Raw genomic sequence first — 16,451 nt, 5'->3', positions numbered from 1 at the left:
TCAGGAGCCTCCAAGCAGGTGGAACAAGGGGGAGGAGGGGAGCGGCTCGTCGCCCTCCCAGGTACGGGCGAGTTCGCCGACGGCGCCGAGATCGCCCAGCAGAATTCCGCCGATCAGCCGGTCCCCGCGGACGACGACCTTGCGGTACGCGCCTCGGGTGGCGTCGGTGAGCCGGACCACGTCGTCACCGGGGAGCGGGGTCGTCTCGCCGAAGGCGGCGAGGTCGAGGGGGCCGGAGCCGTTGAGGGTGAGACGGGTGAGGGCGCGGGTCCCTGTGTAGCGGGCCGAGGGGGACGGGGCGGGCGCCGGGGAGGCATCCGAGGAGGGGGCCGGAAAGTCGGCCGGAGAGGCGTCCGGGGAGCCGGCAAGCAGGGTGGCCAGGACGTCGGCCTGCTCGATGGCGGGGCCCGCGAGGGCGTAGACGCGGCCGTTGTGCTCGGCGCAGTCGCCGATGGCGCGGATGTCCGGGTCCGAGGTGCGCAGCTCGTCGTCGACGACGATGCCGTTGCGTACGTCCAGGCCCGCGGCCCGTGCGAGGCCGACCCGGGGGCGTACACCGCAGGCGACGACGACGAGGTCGGCGTCCAGGGCGTAACCGTCGGCGAGCTCCACGGCCCGCACCGCTCCGCCCTCGCAGCGCAGGCCGCGTACCCGGCACTCCGTGTGGACCTCGACGCCCAGCGTCTCCAGATGGCTGCGCAGCAGCTCGCTCGCCGCCGTGTCCAGCTGGCGCTCCATGAGGTGCTCGCCCTGCTGGGCCAGCACGACCTGGGCGCCCCGTTCGGCGAGGGCACGGGCCGCCGAGACACCCAGGAGGCCGCCGCCGATGACCACGGCACGGGTGCCTTCGCGCACGGCGGCTGCCAGGGCGAGGCAGTCGTCCATGGTGCGGAAGGGGTGGACACCGTCGGGGAGATCGTTGCCGAGGCCGCGCAGGGGCGGGAGTACGGGGTTGGATCCGGTCGCCAGGACCAGCGTTCCGTACGGGACGACGCTGCCGTCGTCGCACTGGACCACCTTGTCGGCGCGGTCGATACGGACCACCCGTACCCCGCGCCGTACGGGCGTCTCGGGCAGTGCGACGACCTCGGGGCCGTAACGCCCGGCGAGGACCTCGGCGAGCAGCACCCTGTTGTACGGGGCGTGGTCCTCCTCGCCGATTACGGTGACGCGGGCAGAGGGGGCCAGCTGCCGGGCCAGCCTGGCCCCTGCTGTCCCGCCGCCGATCACCACGATGTCCTTGCTCATGACCGTAGCCTGCGGGGGCGGTGTTACCCGGCCGCATCCCAGTTGTTTCCCGCGAGGAACACTGCGCTCAGCGCGGTGTGCTTCTGGCTGTGAGGGGCGAGGGGCGCAGCACGGGGGATGGGCGCTGTTCCGGGGGCGGCGACGCCCGGGGGCGGCGACCCGGGTGGCGCCGGGGGGTGGGGCAAACCGAACCCCGGAGTTCCGTACAGGCACGATCGAAACGGGCGCGTGCGACGGGGATTCTGAACGCATGGACATCACCGAGCGCCAACCCGCCGCAGCAACCGCCACCAGCCGTACGGCTGTGATCCTCCGCGAGCCGTTCCGGGCCAGGACCTGGCGGCGCACGGCGTATGTCGTGCTTGCCCTCCCCGTCGGTCTCCTGTGTATACCGATCGCGCTCGTCGGCGGTCCCGCGGCCCGCATCCAGCGGGGGCTCGCCCGCCGGCTGCTGGGCGTGGAAGTAGGAGAGGCCGGAGCGGGAGGAGTCGGTGCGCCGGGTATGCGTGGCCGAGCGCTCGCCCTCGCCCACGCGGTGATCAGCGCGCCGCTCAACCTCGTCGCCGTCACGGTCACGCTCTACTTCTGGATGGTCGTGGCGATCAACCTCGGCTTCCCGCTGCGGCCGGACAACGACCCCGCCCAGTCCTGGGACGGCCCGACCATGGCCGGAGCGTGGGCGGTGCACGCCGGCGGCGGCGGGCTGACGTTCCTGTTCCTCACGCCCTGGGTCGTCAAGGGCTTCACCGGACTCCAGGTGCGGCTGGCATCGGGCTTCCTCGGCGCGGACCGCTCCGGCCTCCTGCGGACCACCGGCATAGCCGCCGGTGTCGCCCTGGTCTGCGCACTTCTCTCCGTTCCCGTGATCCACCAGTTCTAGGTCGGCTCCCATGCACCGTCTCCGCGCCGCCGCCACTGCTCTTCTGTACGCCGCCCTGGCCCTGCCCCAGTCGCGGCCACCGCCGGGTCCTGGCGGTGCTCCGCTACCTGGATGCGGGTGCGTGACCTTCACATAGGGTCGCGATCATGCCTGAGATATCGCTGACCATGCTCGTTGTCCTGTGCCTGGCCGCTGCCGCGGCGGGCTGGATCGACGCGGTGGTGGGCGGCGGCGGGCTGCTGCTCCTGCCCGCGCTGCTGCTCGGCCTCCCGAACGTGCCCGCCGCGCACGTCCTGGGCACCAACAAGGCGGTGGCCATCGTCGGTACCTCCGGCGCGGCGGTGACGTACGTCCGCAAGGCGCCGGTGGAGGTGAAGACGGCGGTACGGGTCGGTCTCATGGCCCTCGTGGGCTCCATGACGGGCGCGTTCTTCGCCGCCGGGATCAGCAGCGACGTACTGCGCCCAGTGATCATGGTGGTGCTGCTCGGGGTCGCCGCATTCGTGCTGCTGCGGCCGGCCTTCGGCAGGGCCGCCGGTGAGGAGCGGACCCCGGTCACCCGGGCCCGTACCGTCAGCGCGATCGTCCTCGTCGGCGGAGGCATCGGCTTCTACGACGGCCTTTTCGGGCCCGGCACCGGAACGTTCCTGGTGCTGGCCCTGACCGCGGTGCTCCACCTCGACCTCGTCACCGCGTCCGCCAACGCCAAGATCGTCAATGTCTGCACCAACGCCGGCGCCCTCGCGATGTTCGCCTATCAGGGGACGGTCCTGTGGCAGCTGGCCGCGCTGATGGCGGTGTTCAACCTGGCGGGCGCGATGGCCGGGGCACGGATGGCGCTCAGGAAGGGCAGCGAGTTCGTACGGGGTGTGCTGCTGGTTGTGGTCTTCTCACTGGTCGCCAAGCTTGCCTTCGACCAGTGGTCCTAGCGCCCCTGTCAGATGCGCGTACACCACACACACTCGATGGTGGCGGGTGTACGGGCTCGGAAGGCCGCAGCGCGTCGGCGGGCGGGACCGGCTCCGCCCCGAAACGGGTGACGGAGCCGACCGCGCACGACCGCAGACCACAGCGGACGATCACCGGCCTCAGATGACGTCCCATGGAGTCGTCTCGTACACCGACATGACCGTCTTCATCAGCTGCTCGTCCACCGCGAACTCCGTGTCGTCGATACGCCGCACCGGAGCGACCCCCTGCGAGTTCGTGACGAAGGCCGCGCGGTACGCCGAGAGCCCGTCCAGCGTCACCCGCCGCCGCACCGAGGCCAGCCCCGCCTCCGGCAGGCGGGGTTCGAGCAGGGCCATCGTGATGCCGCGCAGCGCCGGCGCGTCGGGCCAGACGACCGAAGTTCCGTCGTAGAACGCGATGTTGGTGATCGCGCCCTCCACGACCTCCCCGCCGGGGCCGGTCAGCAGCGCCTCGTCGAAGCCCGCACGCTGCGCGAGCTTGCCGTAGTGCGTCTGGGCGAAGCCGCCCAGGTGCTTGACGTGCGCCACGGGGCGTACGTACGGGACGGACATCAGGGCCTGCGGAGCCTGCGGCATCGTGACGGGCGGGCGGACGGTGACCATCAGGGTGGCGGCAGCGGCGTCGGGGGCCCACAGCACGTACACCCGCAGCGCGGCGTCCCGCACCCCGGCCCCTTCGAGCGCGTGCCGGATCCGCTCGCGCACCAGCTCCTCGTCCAGGCCGGCTCCGAAGACCTCCTGGGTGCCTTCGGCGAGCCGCGCGAGGTGCAACCGCAGTCCGCGCACGCGGCGGTCCCTGACCTGCATCGCGGTGAAGTGGCCGTAACCGCCGTACAATGTGGGGATCATGAGGTCGTCGGCGGTGGTGGCTCTGCGGCCGTCGATCTCGATGTAGGGCACGTGAGCAGTAGTCATGCGACCACCGTAAACAGTTCACCGGGACAGCTTGACCTCAAGCTTGGTTGAGGTACGAGTCTTGCCGCATGGACCTCACCACGAACGCATCCACCACTGATTCGACCACTGAATCCACCACTGAATCCACGCTTGAATCCGTTGAATCCGTTGAATCCGTTGAATCCGCCCAGCTCAACGCCGCTCCCCTGCGAGTCGCCGTCATCGTCGCCAGCAATCGCGAGGGCCGCTTCGCACCCGTCATCACCGACTGGTTCGTTTCCCGGGCCACCGAGCACGACGAGCTCGACATCGACGTGATCGACCTGGCCGGCATCGACCTGCCGACCGCCCTCTCCTTCAGCCCCTCCGACGACGTCAAGGCCGTTCTCGCGAAGGTCTCGCCGCGCCTCGCCGCCGCCGACGCCTTCGTCGTCCTCACCCCCGAGTACAACCACTCCTTCCCCGCCGCCCTCAAGAACCTCATCGACTGGCACGGCCCCGAGTGGCACGCCAAGCCCGTCGGCTTCGTCTCCTACGGCGGAATGTCCGGCGGCCTGCGCGCCGTCGAGCAGCTGCGCCAGGTCTTCGCCGAGATGCACGCCACGACCATCCGCGAAACGGTCAGCTTCCACGGCGCATGGGCCCACTTCGACGAGGACGGCAGCCACAGGGACCCGTCGGCCCCCAACACCGCCGCCAAAGCCCTGCTGAACCAGCTCACCTGGTGGGCGCACGCCCTGCGCGACGCCAAGTCCGTCCGCCCGTACGCCGGCTGAGGGCCGAGCGTCATGCTGATCCGACTGCTGCGCGGCCGGCTGCGCCCCTACGCCAGGACCATTGCCCTGGTCGTCGTGCTCCAGCTCGCCCAGATCCTCGCCACCCTCTACCTGCCCACCCTCAACGCCGACAACATCAACAACGGTGTCCTCACCGGCGACACCGGTTACGTCCTGGCCACCGGCGGCGTCATGCTCGTCGTCACCCTCCTCCAGATCCTCGCCGCCGCGGCCGCCGTCTTCTTCGGAGCCCGCGTAGCGATGGGCTTAGGACGTGATCTGCGCGCCGCCGTCTTCTCCCGGGTGCAGGACTTCTCCGTACGGGAAGTGGGCCGCTTCGGCGCCTCCTCCCTCATCACGCGCACCACCAACGACGTACAGCAGATCCAGATGCTGACGGTGCTCGGCCTGACCATGCTGGTCGCCGCGCCGCTGATGTGCCTCGGCGGCATCGTCATGGCCGTCAACCAGGACGTCCCGCTCGCCGCCCTGCTGCTGCTCTTCGTGCCGTTGCTCGCCGGGGTCGTCGGCCTGATCATCCGCCGGATGCCGCCGCTGTTCCGCGGCATGCAGAAGCGCATCGACAAGGTCAACCGGATGATGCGGGAGCAGATCACCGGCATTCGCGTCATCCGCGCCTTCGTCAAGGACGAGCACGAGCAGCGCCGTTACGCCGACGCCAACGCCGACCTGATGGGTGTCGCCCTGCGGGCCGGCCGCCTGATGGCGCTGACCATGCCCGCGGTCGTACTGGTCTGGGAGCTGGCGACCGTGGCCGTCATCTGGGTCGGCGGACACCGCATCGGCTCCGGTGAGCTCCAGATCGGCTCGCTCATAGCCTTCCTCAGCTACCTGATGCAGATCCTGATGGCGGTGATGATGACGACGTTCCTGCTGATGCAGGTGCCGCGCGCCGCCGTGAGCGCCGAACGCATCCAGGAAGTCCTCACAACCGAGCCGAGCGTCGTCCCGCCCGCAAAGCCCGTCACCGCACTGCACGCCGGCCGGGGCCAACTGGAGATCCGTGGCGCCGACTTCAGCTACCCGGGAGCCGAAGAGCCCGTCCTGCGCGGCGTCGATCTCACGGCGCGTCCCGGCCGTACGACAGCGGTCATCGGCTCCACCGGCAGCGGCAAGACGACGCTGCTGGGCCTCGTCCCCCGGCTGTTCGACGCGACGGGCGGCGAGGTGCGGGTGGGCGGTGTCGACGTGAGGGAGCTGGACCCCGAGGTGCTGTCCCGCACGGTCGGCCTCGTTCCGCAGAAGCCCTACCTCTTCTCCGGGACGATCGCATCCAATCTGCGGTACGGAAACCCGGACGCCACCGACGACGAGCTGTGGCACGCGCTGGAGACCGCACAGGCCAAGGGCTTCGTCGAGGCTCTGCCCGAAGGTCTGGACGCGCCCGTCGCGCAGGGCGGCAGCAACCTGTCCGGCGGCCAGCGCCAGCGCCTGGCGATCGCCAGGGCGCTTGTCGTCAGGCCCGGCATCTACCTCTTCGACGACTCCTTCTCGGCCCTCGACTACGCCACCGACGCGGCGCTGCGGGCCGCACTCGCCAGGGAGACGGCCGATGCGACCGTCGTGATCGTCGCCCAGCGGGTCTCCACCATCCGCGGCGCCGACCGGATCGTCGTACTCGACGAGGGCCGCGTCGTCGGCACCGGAACCCACGAAGAACTCATGCGGGACAACCACACCTACCGGGAGATCGTCCTCTCCCAGATCTCGGAGGAGGAAGCCGCATGAGTACGGACCGCACCCCCGGCACCGCCCGTACCGTCCCCGAGCGCAAGGGTCCGGCCCCGCAGCGCGGCATCCCCGGTGCCCCCGCCGCCCCGCCCCTCGAACGGTCTCTCAACTTCCGGGGCTCCGGCCTGCGCCTGCTGAAGTCGATGGCTCCCGAGCGGCCCCTGCTCCTCGTCCTTCTCGCGGCGGGCGTCGCGGCCGTGGCCCTCGCCGTACTGAGCCCCAAGATCCTCGGCCACGCCACCGACCTCGTGGTGGCGGGCGCCACCGGACCGGGCGGCATCGACTTCCGGGCGGTGGCGGAGGTCCTCGCCACCGCCCTCGCGGTGACGGCAGGGTCGGCTTTCTTCATCTGGGTGAAGCTGCGGCTGGCGATGGTGGTCGTGCAACGCGTCGGCTACCGGCTGCGCGAGCAGGCCGAGACGAAGCTGGCGCGGCTGCCCCTGTCGTACTTCGACAAGCAGCCGCGCGGCGAAGTCCTCTCCCGCACGACCAACGACATCGACAACATCACGCAGACCATGCAGCAGGCCTTCGGGCAGATGCTGCGGGCACTGCTGACCATCGTGGGCGTACTGGCGATGATGTTCTGGATCTCCCCACTGCTCGCCCTGGTGGTGCTGGCCACCGTGCCGGTGTCGGTGCTCGGCGCCGCAGTCATCGGCAGGCGCGCGCAGCCGCAGTTCGTCAGGCAATGGGCGGTCACCGGCAAGCTCAACGGCCACATCGAGGAGATGTACACGGGCCATGCGCTGGTGAAGGTCTTCGGCCGCCGGAAGGAAGCGATCCGTACCTTCGACGAACACAACGAGGCGCTGTACGCATCCAGCTTCAAGGCCCAGTTCATCTCCGGCGTCATCCAGCCGGCGATGTCCTTCATCGGCAACCTCAACTACGTCCTGATCGCGGTGACTGGCGGCCTGCGAGTCGCTTCCGGATCCCTCACCATCGGCGACATCCAGGCATTCATCCAGTACTCGTACGAATTCAACGGCCCGATCACGCAGGTCGCGGCGATGGCGAACCTCCTCCAGTCGGGCGTCGCATCGGCCGAGCGCGTCTTCGACCTCCTCGACGCCGAGGAGGAGTCCCCCCGCGCCCTCCTCACCGCAGCGCCCCGCCCGTATCACCGGCAAGGTCTCCTTCGAGAACGTCGCCTTCCGCTACGAGCCGGCCAAGCCCTTGATCGAGAACCTGACCCTGAACGTCGAGCCGGGCCAGACGGTGGCCATCGTCGGCCCCACGGGCGCGGGCAAGACCACCCTCGTCAACCTCCTCATGCGCTTCTACGAGGTGACAGGCGGCCGGATCACCCTCGACGGCACCGACATCGCCGCCATGACCCGCGAGGACCTGCGCTCCGGCATCGGCATGGTCCTCCAGGACACCTGGCTGTTCGGCGGCACGATCGCCGACAACATCGCATACGGAATCACGGGCGACGTCCCGCGCGAACGCGTCGTCGAGGCAGCGATGGCCACGTACGCCGACCGCTTCATCCGCACCCTGCCCGACGGGTACGACACGGTGATCGACGAGGAGGGCGCCAACCTGAGCGCGGGCGAGAAGCAGCTCCTCACAATCGCCCGGGCGTTCCTCACCGAGCCGTCGATCCTGGTCCTGGACGAGGCGACCAGCTCGGTCGACACCCGCACCGAGGTCCTCATCCAGCGCGCCATGAACTCTCTCCGGAAGGGCCGCACTTCCTTCGTCATCGCCCACCGCCTGTCCACGATCCGCGATGCCGACGTGATCCTGGTGATGGAGGACGGCGCGATCGTCGAACAGGGCACGCACGACGAACTGCTGGCCACGGACGGCGCGTACGCCCGGCTCCATGCCTCGCAATTTGCCGCTGTGGCTTGAGCGGCTGTAGGGAAGCGGGGCGAGGGTCAGGACGCCGGGACCGTGTCGTTCATCCGTGAGGATGACTTCACCGGCGGGCGCCTTCGCCGCCTGACCGGCCCGGCAGAAGCCCATTCACGCACAGCCGATTCATAAGGAGAACGACCGTGACAGTGGCCGAGTGGCTGACCGTACTGACCACCACCGACAGCCGCGAAAAAGCCCTGGCGCTCGCGCGCGGGGCCGTGGATGCGCGGGTTGCTGCCTGTGCGCAAGTGGGTGGCCCCATCGCGTCCGTATACCGGTGGCAGGGGGAGACGGAAACCGCCGAGGAGTGGCAGGTGTCGTTCAAGACCGTGGGCGGGCGGTACGAGGAGCTGGAGGCGTACATCAAGGGCGCGCACGATTACGACACCCCGGAAGTCATCGCCACGGCCGTGGTGCGCGGCAGTGCCGAGTATCTGGACTGGGTCGCGGAGGAGACGGCCGTACGGTGATCAGTCCTGCGCCCGCTCGATCCGTACCGCGCACACCTTGAACTCCGGCATCCGCGACGTCGGATCCAGCGCCGGATTCGTCAGCGTGTTGGCGCGGCCCTCGCCCGGCCAGTGGAACGGCATGAAGACGGTGTCCGAGCGGATCGCCTCCGTGATCCTGGCCGGAGCGACGGCCCGGCCGCGGCGGGACACCACCGCCAGCCGGTCCCCCTCGGCCGCGCCCAGGCGCTCCGCCAGCCGCGGGTGGAGCTCGACAAAGGGGCCAGGGGCAGCCGCGTTGAGTTCGTCCACGCGGCGGGTCTGGGCGCCGGACTGGTACTGGGACACGACCCGGCCCGTCGTGAGGATCACCGGGTACTCCGCGTCCGTCTCCTCCGCCGCGGGGCGGTGGGTTACGGGGACGAAGCGGGCTCGCCCGTCCGGGGTCGCGAAACGGTCGAGGAAGAGGCGGGGCGTACCGGAGTGGCTGTCGTCCGGGCACGGCCAGAAGACGCCGTCCTCGTCCGCGATCCGGCGGTACGAGATGCCCGAGTAGTCCGCCGGGCCGCCCGCCGAGGCGCGGCGCAGTTCCCCGAAGACCTCCTCGGGGTCGGAAGGGAAGCCCTTCTCGTGCCCCAGGAGCGCGGCCAGGGAGTGCAGTACCTCCAGGTCGGTGCGTACGCCGGGCGGCGGGTCCAGTGCCTTGCGCCGCAGCAGCACCCGTCCCTCCAGGTTCGTCGTCGTGCCCGTCTCCTCCGCCCACTGGGTGACCGGCAGCACCACGTCCGCGATCGCCGCCGTCTCTGAGAGGACTACGTCCGCCACAGCGAGGAAGTCCAGCGAGCGCAGGCGCTCTTCGATGTGGGCGGCACGGGGCGCCGAGACGACCGGATTCGAGCCCATAAGGAGGAGGGATTTGACGTCGCCGCCCAAGGCGTCGAGGAGTTCGTACGCGCTGCGGCCCGGTCCCGGGAGACTGTCCGGGTCTACGCCCCACACCCCCGCAACGTGCTCGCGAGCGGCCGGGTCGGTGAGCTTGCGGTAGCCGGGCAGCTGGTCGGCCTTCTGACCGTGCTCGCGGCCGCCCTGTCCGTTGCCCTGTCCGGTGAGGCATCCGTAACCGGACAGGGGCCGCCCGGCGCGGCCCGTGGCGAGGCAGAGGTTGATCCAGGCACCCACCGTGTCCGTGCCCTTGGACTGCTGCTCGGGGCCGCGCGCGGTCAGCACCATGCCCGTCTCCGCGTCGCAGAACATCCGCACCGCGTCGCGCAGCTGAGGGACCGGGACACCGGTGATGCGCTCGACCATTTCCGGCCAGTGCGCCATCGCCGCCGACCGGGCCTCCTCCCACCCGCCCGTACGGTCCTGGATGAAGGCGTCGTCCGTACGGCCTTCGGACACGACGATGTGCAGCAGCCCCAGCGCGAGCGCCAGGTCCGTGCCGGGGCGCGGCGCGAGATGCAGGTCCGCCTGCTCGGCCGTCCGCGTACGGCGCGGATCGATGACGATGAGCGTGCCGCCGTTCTCCTTCAGCTCCGTGAGGTACCTGAGCGCCGGCGGCATCGTCTCGGCGAGATTCGAGCCGACGAGGATCACGCAGCCGGTGCGCGGGATGTCCTCCAGCGGGAAGGGCAGGCCACGGTCGAGGCCGAAGGCCTTCTGGTGGGCGGCAGCGGCGGACGACATGCAGAAGCGCCCGTTGTAGTCGATCTGCGACGTGGAAAGGACGACCCGGGCGAACTTCCCGAGCGCGTACGCCTTCTCGTTGGTGAGCCCGCCGCCCCCGAAGACGCCGACCGCATCGGGCCCGTACACCTCTCGTGTACGACCCAGTCCCTCCGCGATCTTCGTCAGGGCCTCCTCCCAGGTGGCCGGTTCGAGCCTGCCTGTGGCGGGGCGTCGGACCAGCGGCTCGGTCAGGCGCACCCGGGAGGAGAGCACAGCGGGCGCGGTACGGCCCTTGCCGCACAGCGCACCGCGGTTCACGGGAAAGTCCGTACGCTCGACGACTTCCACGCCGCTCTCTGCGGCGCGCAGGCTCATGCCGCACTGGAGCGCGCAGTACGGGCAGTGGGTCGGCGTCACGGTGGAGGAGTCGGTCGCGATGGGGGGCGCGGTCGGTGCGGCGGGAGTGCGGGGCATACCGCCCAGCGTGCGGCGGCGGTGTTACGGCGGCGGGTGCTGCGGGTTACACCCCCGGTACGCCGCGCTCAGCCCCGCGCCTACTGGCCCGTGAGGTACCGGACGGTCATCCCGGCCGTCCAGCCGCCGTCCACCGCCAGCTCGGACCCCGTCATATAGGCCGCGGCGTCGGACAAAAGGAACACGACAGCGGCCGCGATCTCCTCCGGTACGCCGACCCGCCCCATGGGGGTGCCGGCCGTACGAAACGGGCCGCGTCCCCCAGCTTCTCCGCGGTCGCTGCGCCCTCCTCCTCCAGCACGTCGGTGACGACGACCTTTCCGCCACCGTCGACGACTGCCTGCGCGGCGGCGGCGCCGAGGCCGCGGGCCCGCCGGTGATGAGGACGACCTTGTTACTCAGATCGACTGAAGCGGCAGCAGCAGAAGACATGCGGTCAGTCTGTCAGCGGCCCGATGCCCCTGCCAACGCATCGGTCACACCCGGCTCTTGGCGCCCAAGAAAGACCGGATCGGGCTTGACCGTGGCGTCGAGCGCAGCCTTGCCGGCCGCGAGGATTTCCCGTACGCCGCCGTAGTACCAGGTCGCGTCGCGTACGGCGTCGACCCCGACGCCGTACGACTCGATGCCCGCCGCGCGGCACAGCGCGATCGCCCGCCGGATGTGGAATCCCTGGCTCACCAGCACGGCCCGCTCGACCCCGAAGATCTTCTTGGCTCGTACGCAGGAATCCCAGGTGTCGAAGCCCGCGAAGTCACTGACGATGCGCCCGTCAGGCACACCCTGTTTGGTGAGATACGTGCGCATCGCGTCGGGTTCGTCGTACTCCTCCCGACTGTTGTCGCCGGTGACCAGCACGACCTTCACCTTGCCCGTCCGGTAGAGCTCGGCGGCGGCGTCCAGCCGGTGCGCCAGATACGGCGAGGGACCGCCCCGCCACAGCCCCGCCCCGAAGACGACGGCGACGTCCTGCGCGGGGGCGTCGGCGGTCGTCCTGACCCTGCTGTCCGCAACGGCGTGCATCCATGTCGCGGGCGCCAGCGCGAGGACCGAGGCGAGCATGACGGCCTGGACGGTACGCCGCTGGGCACGCCGGGACCGGGGTACGAGGTTCGGCCGTTTCGCCCAACAGCCTTTCAACCACTGTGCTTTGGCCACCGGAAATTGCATGTCTTTCCCTGCCCCCCGACTGAAATGATCCCGCCATGGATACACAATTCTGGCCCCTGTACGGATTACGGATCACGACACCCCGTCTGGAGCTGAGACTTCCGGACGACGAACTGCTCGCCGAACTGTCCGCCGTCGCGGCCGACGGAGTGCACGACGAGGCGTCCATGCCGTTCACCGTGCCGTGGACGGACGGCACACCGCAGGACCGGGCCCGGGCGACTTTCCAGCACCTGCTGGGCACCATCGCGACGTGGCGCCCGGAGAAGTGGACGCTCAGCCTCGCCGTACGGCACGAGGGGAAGACGGTCGGCCGGCAGGACTTCATGACGGACGACTTCGCGGTCACGAGGGAGGGCGAGACCGGGTCGTGGCTCGGCCGGGCCCACCAGGGGCAGGGCATCGGCACGGAGATGCGGGCGGCGGCGCTGCACCTGGCCTTCGAGGGCCTCGGCGCACGGCATGTCACGTCCGCCGCGATGACGGACAACCCGAGATCCCTGCGTGTGTCCGAGAAGCTCGGCTACCGCCCGGACGGCCTGGAGGTGCACTCGGTACGGGGGGAGGCCAGGACGGTACGCCGGCTGAGGCTGACCCGGGCGGACTGGGAGGCGAAGCGGACAGTACGGGTGGAGGTGACGGGGCTGGAGGAGTGCCGGGAGCTGTTCGGGATCCAGCTCCCCGCCTCGTCGCTGCCCGGGCAGCCCACGCACCAGCACCGAGCCCCCGAGCCCTCGCCCCAGCACCTGCCTCGGCCCTGACACCGCCCCCACCCCCGCCGTGAGGCCACGGAAAAGACCCGTCACCCTCGCGCAACGACGCTGCAACCTGCGCCCGGCAGTATCGGCTCATGAAGGAGTCCGCAGCACACCGCGAGCCACTTCCTCTCGACAGCACGGCGCAACTGCTCACCCGCATCACCGCCCAGCTCGGCACCCAGCTCAAGCTCGTCTCCCTGAACGGAACCCGTCGGCCGATGACCCCGAAACCGCCTCCGCCCCCGCCGCCCCGGCCCGCCCTCGTCGCCGTCGCCCACGGCAGCCGCGACCCCGGGGCACTGCGCACCGTCACCGCGCTCCTGGAGCGCGTCCGCGAGCTGCGGCCGGGGCTCGACGTACGGCTCGGGCACATCGAGCTGAACGAGCCGCTGCTGCCCGACACCCTCTCCGGCCTGCCCGACGGCGGCGGGGCCGTACTCGTACCGCTGCTGCTCGGCCGCGGTTACCACGTCAAGTACGACCTGCCGCAGGCCGCCGCCACCGCGCCTCACCTGCGTACGCGAATCGCCGCCCCTCTCGGCCCGCACCCGCTCCTCGTCGAGGCGCTGTACGCCCGCCTCATCGAGGCCGGCTGGCGCGCATCGGACGCCGCGAACCGCGGAAGCGGGGTCGTCCTCGCCGCGGCGGGCTCCCGCGACCCGGATTCGGCCGCCGACACCCGCCGTACGGCCGCGATGCTCAGCGAACGCCTCGGCGGCGTCCCCGTCGTGCCCGCCTACGCGTCCGCCGCCGCACCCACCGTCCCCGAGGCCCTGCGCGCCCTCGCCGCCCGCGGCCGCCACCGGGTCGCCGTCGCCTCGTACTTCGCCGCTCCGGGCCGCTTCGCCGCCCAGAGCATCGCCGCCGCACCGGGGGTCGCGGCCGCCCCGCTCGGCGCCCACCCCGCCATGGCCCGGCTCCTCCTGCTCCGCTACGACCAGGCCCTCGCCGCCCGCTCCGGGGCGATCCGGCGCGAGTTGGCAACCGCCTGAGCCCCGACTGTCACCGGCTCCGTCTACTGTCGGTGCATGGAAGGCACTGCATACGACTCCCCACACGACGGAAGCCCGCACCCCGGAAGCCCGCACGACGAGGCCGACCCCCTGTACGACACGGCCGCCACCGAGCGCTGGGCCGCCGAGCCCGACAAACGGCCCGGCAGGACCGCCTTCCAGCGCGACCGCGCCCGCGTACTGCACTCCGCCTCGCTCCGCCGCCTCGCGGGCAAGACCCAGGTGGTCACCCCCGGCTCCAGCAGTCAGGTCTGGGACGCCAGCCCCCGCACCCGCCTCACCCACTCCCTCGAATGCGCCCAGGTCGGCCGCGAGCTGGGCGCGGCACTCGGCTGCGACCCGGATCTCGTCGAGACGGCCTGCCTCTCCCACGACATGGGCCACCCGCCCTTCGGGCACAACGGCGAACAGGCACTCAACGACTTCGCGAAGGACTGCGGCGGCTTCGAGGGCAACGCCCAGTCGCTCAGACTCCTGACCCGCCTGGAACCCAAGCGTTTCGTACGCGCACGGGAGAGCGGCGACATGGTCAGCGTCGGCCTCAACCTCACCCGCGCCTCCCTCGACGCCGCCACCAAGTACCCGTGGCCGCGCGGCGCCCACCCCACCGACCCCGGCTCGGTGAAGTTCGGGGTCTACGAGGACGACCTGCCCGTCTTCGACTGGGTCCGCCAAGGCGCCCCGGCCCACCGCCAGTGCTTCGAGGCCCAGGTCATGGACTGGTCCGACGACGTGGCGTACTCCGTGCACGACTTCGAGGACGGCCTGCACGCCGGCCACCTCGACCCGAACCTGCTGCAGGCCGACCCCGAGCGCCACGAGATCTTCGCCGTGGCGGTCGGCAGATACGTCCCGGACGACACCGATCCGGAAGAGCTGGCGGCCGCCCTCGACCGCCTCCTCGACCAGGAATGGTGGCCGCACGGATACGACGGGTCCGCCGTCGCCCAGGCCCGCCTGAAGGACGCGACCAGCCAGCTCATCGGCCGCTTCTGTCTGTCGGCGGAGGGCGCCACCCGCCAGGCGTACGGAACGGGCAGGCTCACCCGGTACGGCGCCGAGCTGGTCGTACCGCGCGAGACGCGCAACGAGTGCGCCGTCCTCAAGGCCGTGGCCGACCGTTACGTCATGCAGCGCGACGAACAGGAGCGGCTCCGCGCCGACCAGCGCATCGTCATTGCCGAGCTGGCCGAGGCGCTCACGGCCCGCGCACCCGACGGACTGGACCCGCAGTTCCGCGCCCTGTTCGACGCGGCGCCGGACGACCGGGCACGTAAGCGCGTGATCGTCGACCAGATCGGATCGTTCACGGACGCCGCGGCCCGCTCCCTGCACGCCCGGATCACGACGCGCGGACCCCGCCGTTCATGAGCGCGTCCCCGAGTCCGGTCCGCCGGTGCACGACGCGGCTGCCGCGCCGCTCCGACGTGACGAGACCGGCCTCCCGCAGTACGGTCGCGTGCCGGCTCGCCGTCGACAGCGTCAGCCGCAGCACACCGCCGAGCTGCGTCGTGGTCATCGGCCGCTCCAGCACCTCCAGGACCTCCGCCCTGGTGTGGCCGATGAGCTGGGCCACCGGCAGCTCGGCCCCCCTCGCACCGGGACCGCCGGGACGGCCGGAACCGCCCGCCCCGCGCGCCCGGGCGAGGGCCAGCCACCCTGGGTCCGGCGTCACCGGATGGACCAGCACCGGCGGCAGCTCCTCGTCGGCCAGCGCGACGGGGTGCCGGATGCAGAAGAACGAAGGGATCATCGTCAACGAACGCCCGCGCAGCTCCAGTTCTTTGTCCACCGGATAGCCGCTCTCCAGCACCCCGTCGTCACGCCAGGCGAAATCCTGATAGGTGGCCAGCAGCCCCTCTGGCCCGTGCGACAGAGCCGCCTCCGCCCGCACGGGACGGTCGGCGTCCAGCGCAGACGTGATCACATCCAGATACGGCTCTACTGCCACCGCGTAGTAACGCCGCAGCGCATCGCCCAGCCGCTCCAGCGCCTCCACGTCGCCCTCCGCCAGCCGCCGGGCGACCGGGGGCACAGGACCGTTCGCGAAGAGCCGTCCGAGTTCCGCGCTCATCCTGGCCGCAGGCGTGGACAGCACCTGGTCCAGGCCGGTCTCCAGATCCGGGATGCCACGGCCCGGCGTCAGAAAATCGGGGAGGTAGGCCGCGCACGGGCACAGCCGGTGCAGCGAAGCCACCGTCCGGGTGAGACCCGCGCGGGCGATCGCCGCGCGCACCTCACGCCGCCAGGGGTCGAAGACCAGCGCACCCTGCCGGTTCTGCAGCAGGTGAAGGCTGTTCACGATCTCCCACAGCGGGTCGGGCCGAGCGGCCACTCGCAGCCGGTTCAGATCCTCGGTGCCGAAGTGGATGCGTAACATGCGTTCCCCACGCCCCGTCCTCGTCCCGCGCGCTGTCGACCTGTCCTCTTGCGCAACTCCGGTCCGTACGAGCGTAGTCACCGGCCGCCGGAACCGTGCGTTCCCTTTGCGTTGTGCACGAAAGCCCCGCACGTCGTCCATATCGG

Annotated in this window: 13 protein-coding genes and 2 pseudogenes; 9 read left to right on the top strand and 6 right to left on the bottom strand. The window is 70.9% G+C overall.

The features are described 5' to 3' along the window. A complete protein-coding gene (locus PXH83_RS07915; RefSeq protein WP_274558203.1) occupies positions 1-1,248 on the bottom strand; it encodes an NAD(P)/FAD-dependent oxidoreductase in 1,248 nt (415 codons plus the stop codon). A gap of 250 nt (positions 1,249-1,498) precedes the next feature. Between PXH83_RS07915 and PXH83_RS07910 the strand changes: the two genes are divergently transcribed. Together PXH83_RS07910 and PXH83_RS07905 are read left to right on the top strand one after the other, a co-directional pair. After that, positions 1,499-2,128, top strand: coding sequence for a sensor domain-containing protein (locus tag PXH83_RS07910; protein ID WP_274558201.1), 630 nt, complete (start codon positions 1,499-1,501; stop codon positions 2,126-2,128). Positions 2,129-2,274: 146 nt separating this feature from the next. Further along, entirely contained in the window at positions 2,275-3,057 is a 783-nt protein-coding gene (locus PXH83_RS07905) for a TSUP family transporter (RefSeq protein WP_274558199.1), read from the top strand. A gap of 159 nt (positions 3,058-3,216) precedes the next feature. Here PXH83_RS07905 and PXH83_RS07900 read toward each other — a convergent pair whose 3' ends face one another. Further along, a complete protein-coding gene (locus tag PXH83_RS07900; RefSeq protein WP_274558197.1) occupies positions 3,217-4,014 on the bottom strand; it encodes an aminotransferase class IV in 798 nt (265 codons plus the stop codon). Between the two features lie 68 nt (positions 4,015-4,082). Between PXH83_RS07900 and PXH83_RS07895 the strand changes: the two genes are divergently transcribed. From PXH83_RS07895 to cutA, 4 genes and pseudogenes are all read left to right on the top strand, one after another. Beyond that, positions 4,083-4,772 carry an NADPH-dependent FMN reductase gene (locus tag PXH83_RS07895; protein ID WP_274558196.1) on the top strand — a complete coding sequence of 230 codons (690 nt, stop codon included), beginning with the start codon at positions 4,083-4,085 and terminating at the stop codon, positions 4,770-4,772. Positions 4,773-4,784: 12 nt separating this feature from the next. After that, positions 4,785-6,521: an ABC transporter ATP-binding protein gene (locus PXH83_RS07890; RefSeq protein ID WP_274558194.1), complete on the top strand. Its 1,737-nt coding sequence runs from the start codon at positions 4,785-4,787 to the stop codon at positions 6,519-6,521. After that, positions 6,518-8,387 (top strand): annotated as a pseudogene (locus PXH83_RS07885) (ABC transporter ATP-binding protein). The gene PXH83_RS07890 and the pseudogene PXH83_RS07885 overlap by 4 nt, the downstream one beginning before the upstream one ends. Positions 8,388-8,533: 146 nt before the next feature. Beyond that, complete coding sequence (gene cutA, locus PXH83_RS07880; protein WP_274558192.1) at positions 8,534-8,863, top strand: divalent-cation tolerance protein CutA; 330 nt, start codon at positions 8,534-8,536, stop codon at positions 8,861-8,863. On the opposite strand, the gene PXH83_RS07875 is transcribed toward cutA, so the two are convergent. From PXH83_RS07875 to PXH83_RS07865, 3 genes and pseudogenes are all read right to left on the bottom strand, one after another. Further along, on the bottom strand, positions 8,864-10,984 hold the full coding sequence (locus PXH83_RS07875) for a molybdopterin oxidoreductase family protein (protein WP_274558190.1): 2,121 nt from the start codon (positions 10,982-10,984) through the stop codon (positions 8,864-8,866). It abuts the gene before it with no gap. Positions 10,985-11,064: 80 nt separating this feature from the next. After that, positions 11,065-11,220: pseudogene (locus PXH83_RS07870) on the bottom strand (SDR family oxidoreductase); the annotation flags it as partial. Positions 11,221-11,428: 208 nt separating this feature from the next. Beyond that, complete coding sequence (locus tag PXH83_RS07865; protein WP_274558187.1) at positions 11,429-12,046, bottom strand: SanA/YdcF family protein; 618 nt, start codon at positions 12,044-12,046, stop codon at positions 11,429-11,431. A 143-nt stretch (positions 12,047-12,189) separates the two neighbouring features. Here PXH83_RS07865 and PXH83_RS07860 point away from each other — a divergent pair, with 143 nt between their 5' ends. The 3 genes from PXH83_RS07860 to PXH83_RS07850 all read left to right on the top strand — a co-directional run bounded on the left by PXH83_RS07860 (position 12,190) and on the right by PXH83_RS07850 (position 15,296). Next, positions 12,190-12,915 carry a GNAT family N-acetyltransferase gene (locus PXH83_RS07860; protein ID WP_274558184.1) on the top strand — a complete coding sequence of 242 codons (726 nt, stop codon included), beginning with the start codon at positions 12,190-12,192 and terminating at the stop codon, positions 12,913-12,915. An 89-nt stretch (positions 12,916-13,004) separates the two neighbouring features. Continuing rightward, positions 13,005-13,904, top strand: a complete 900-nt coding sequence (locus tag PXH83_RS07855) for a sirohydrochlorin chelatase (protein WP_274558182.1) — start codon at positions 13,005-13,007, stop codon at positions 13,902-13,904. Between the two features lie 36 nt (positions 13,905-13,940). Continuing rightward, positions 13,941-15,296 (top strand): deoxyguanosinetriphosphate triphosphohydrolase, encoded by a 1,356-nt coding sequence (locus PXH83_RS07850; RefSeq protein ID WP_274558180.1) that lies wholly within the window; start codon positions 13,941-13,943, stop codon positions 15,294-15,296. Here PXH83_RS07850 and PXH83_RS07845 read toward each other — a convergent pair. After that, positions 15,268-16,305 carry a winged helix-turn-helix domain-containing protein gene (locus tag PXH83_RS07845; protein ID WP_274558178.1) on the bottom strand — a complete coding sequence of 346 codons (1,038 nt, stop codon included), beginning with the start codon at positions 16,303-16,305 and terminating at the stop codon, positions 15,268-15,270. The genes PXH83_RS07850 and PXH83_RS07845 overlap by 29 nt on opposite strands. Positions 16,306-16,451: the final 146 nt, after the last annotated feature.

Origin of the sequence: Streptomyces spiramyceticus (assembly GCF_028807635.1) — a bacterium.
Taxonomy (GTDB): domain Bacteria; phylum Actinomycetota; class Actinomycetes; order Streptomycetales; family Streptomycetaceae; genus Streptomyces; species Streptomyces spiramyceticus.
Note: the sequence above shows the minus strand (reverse complement) of the source record. Positions and strands in the feature narration are given on the sequence as shown.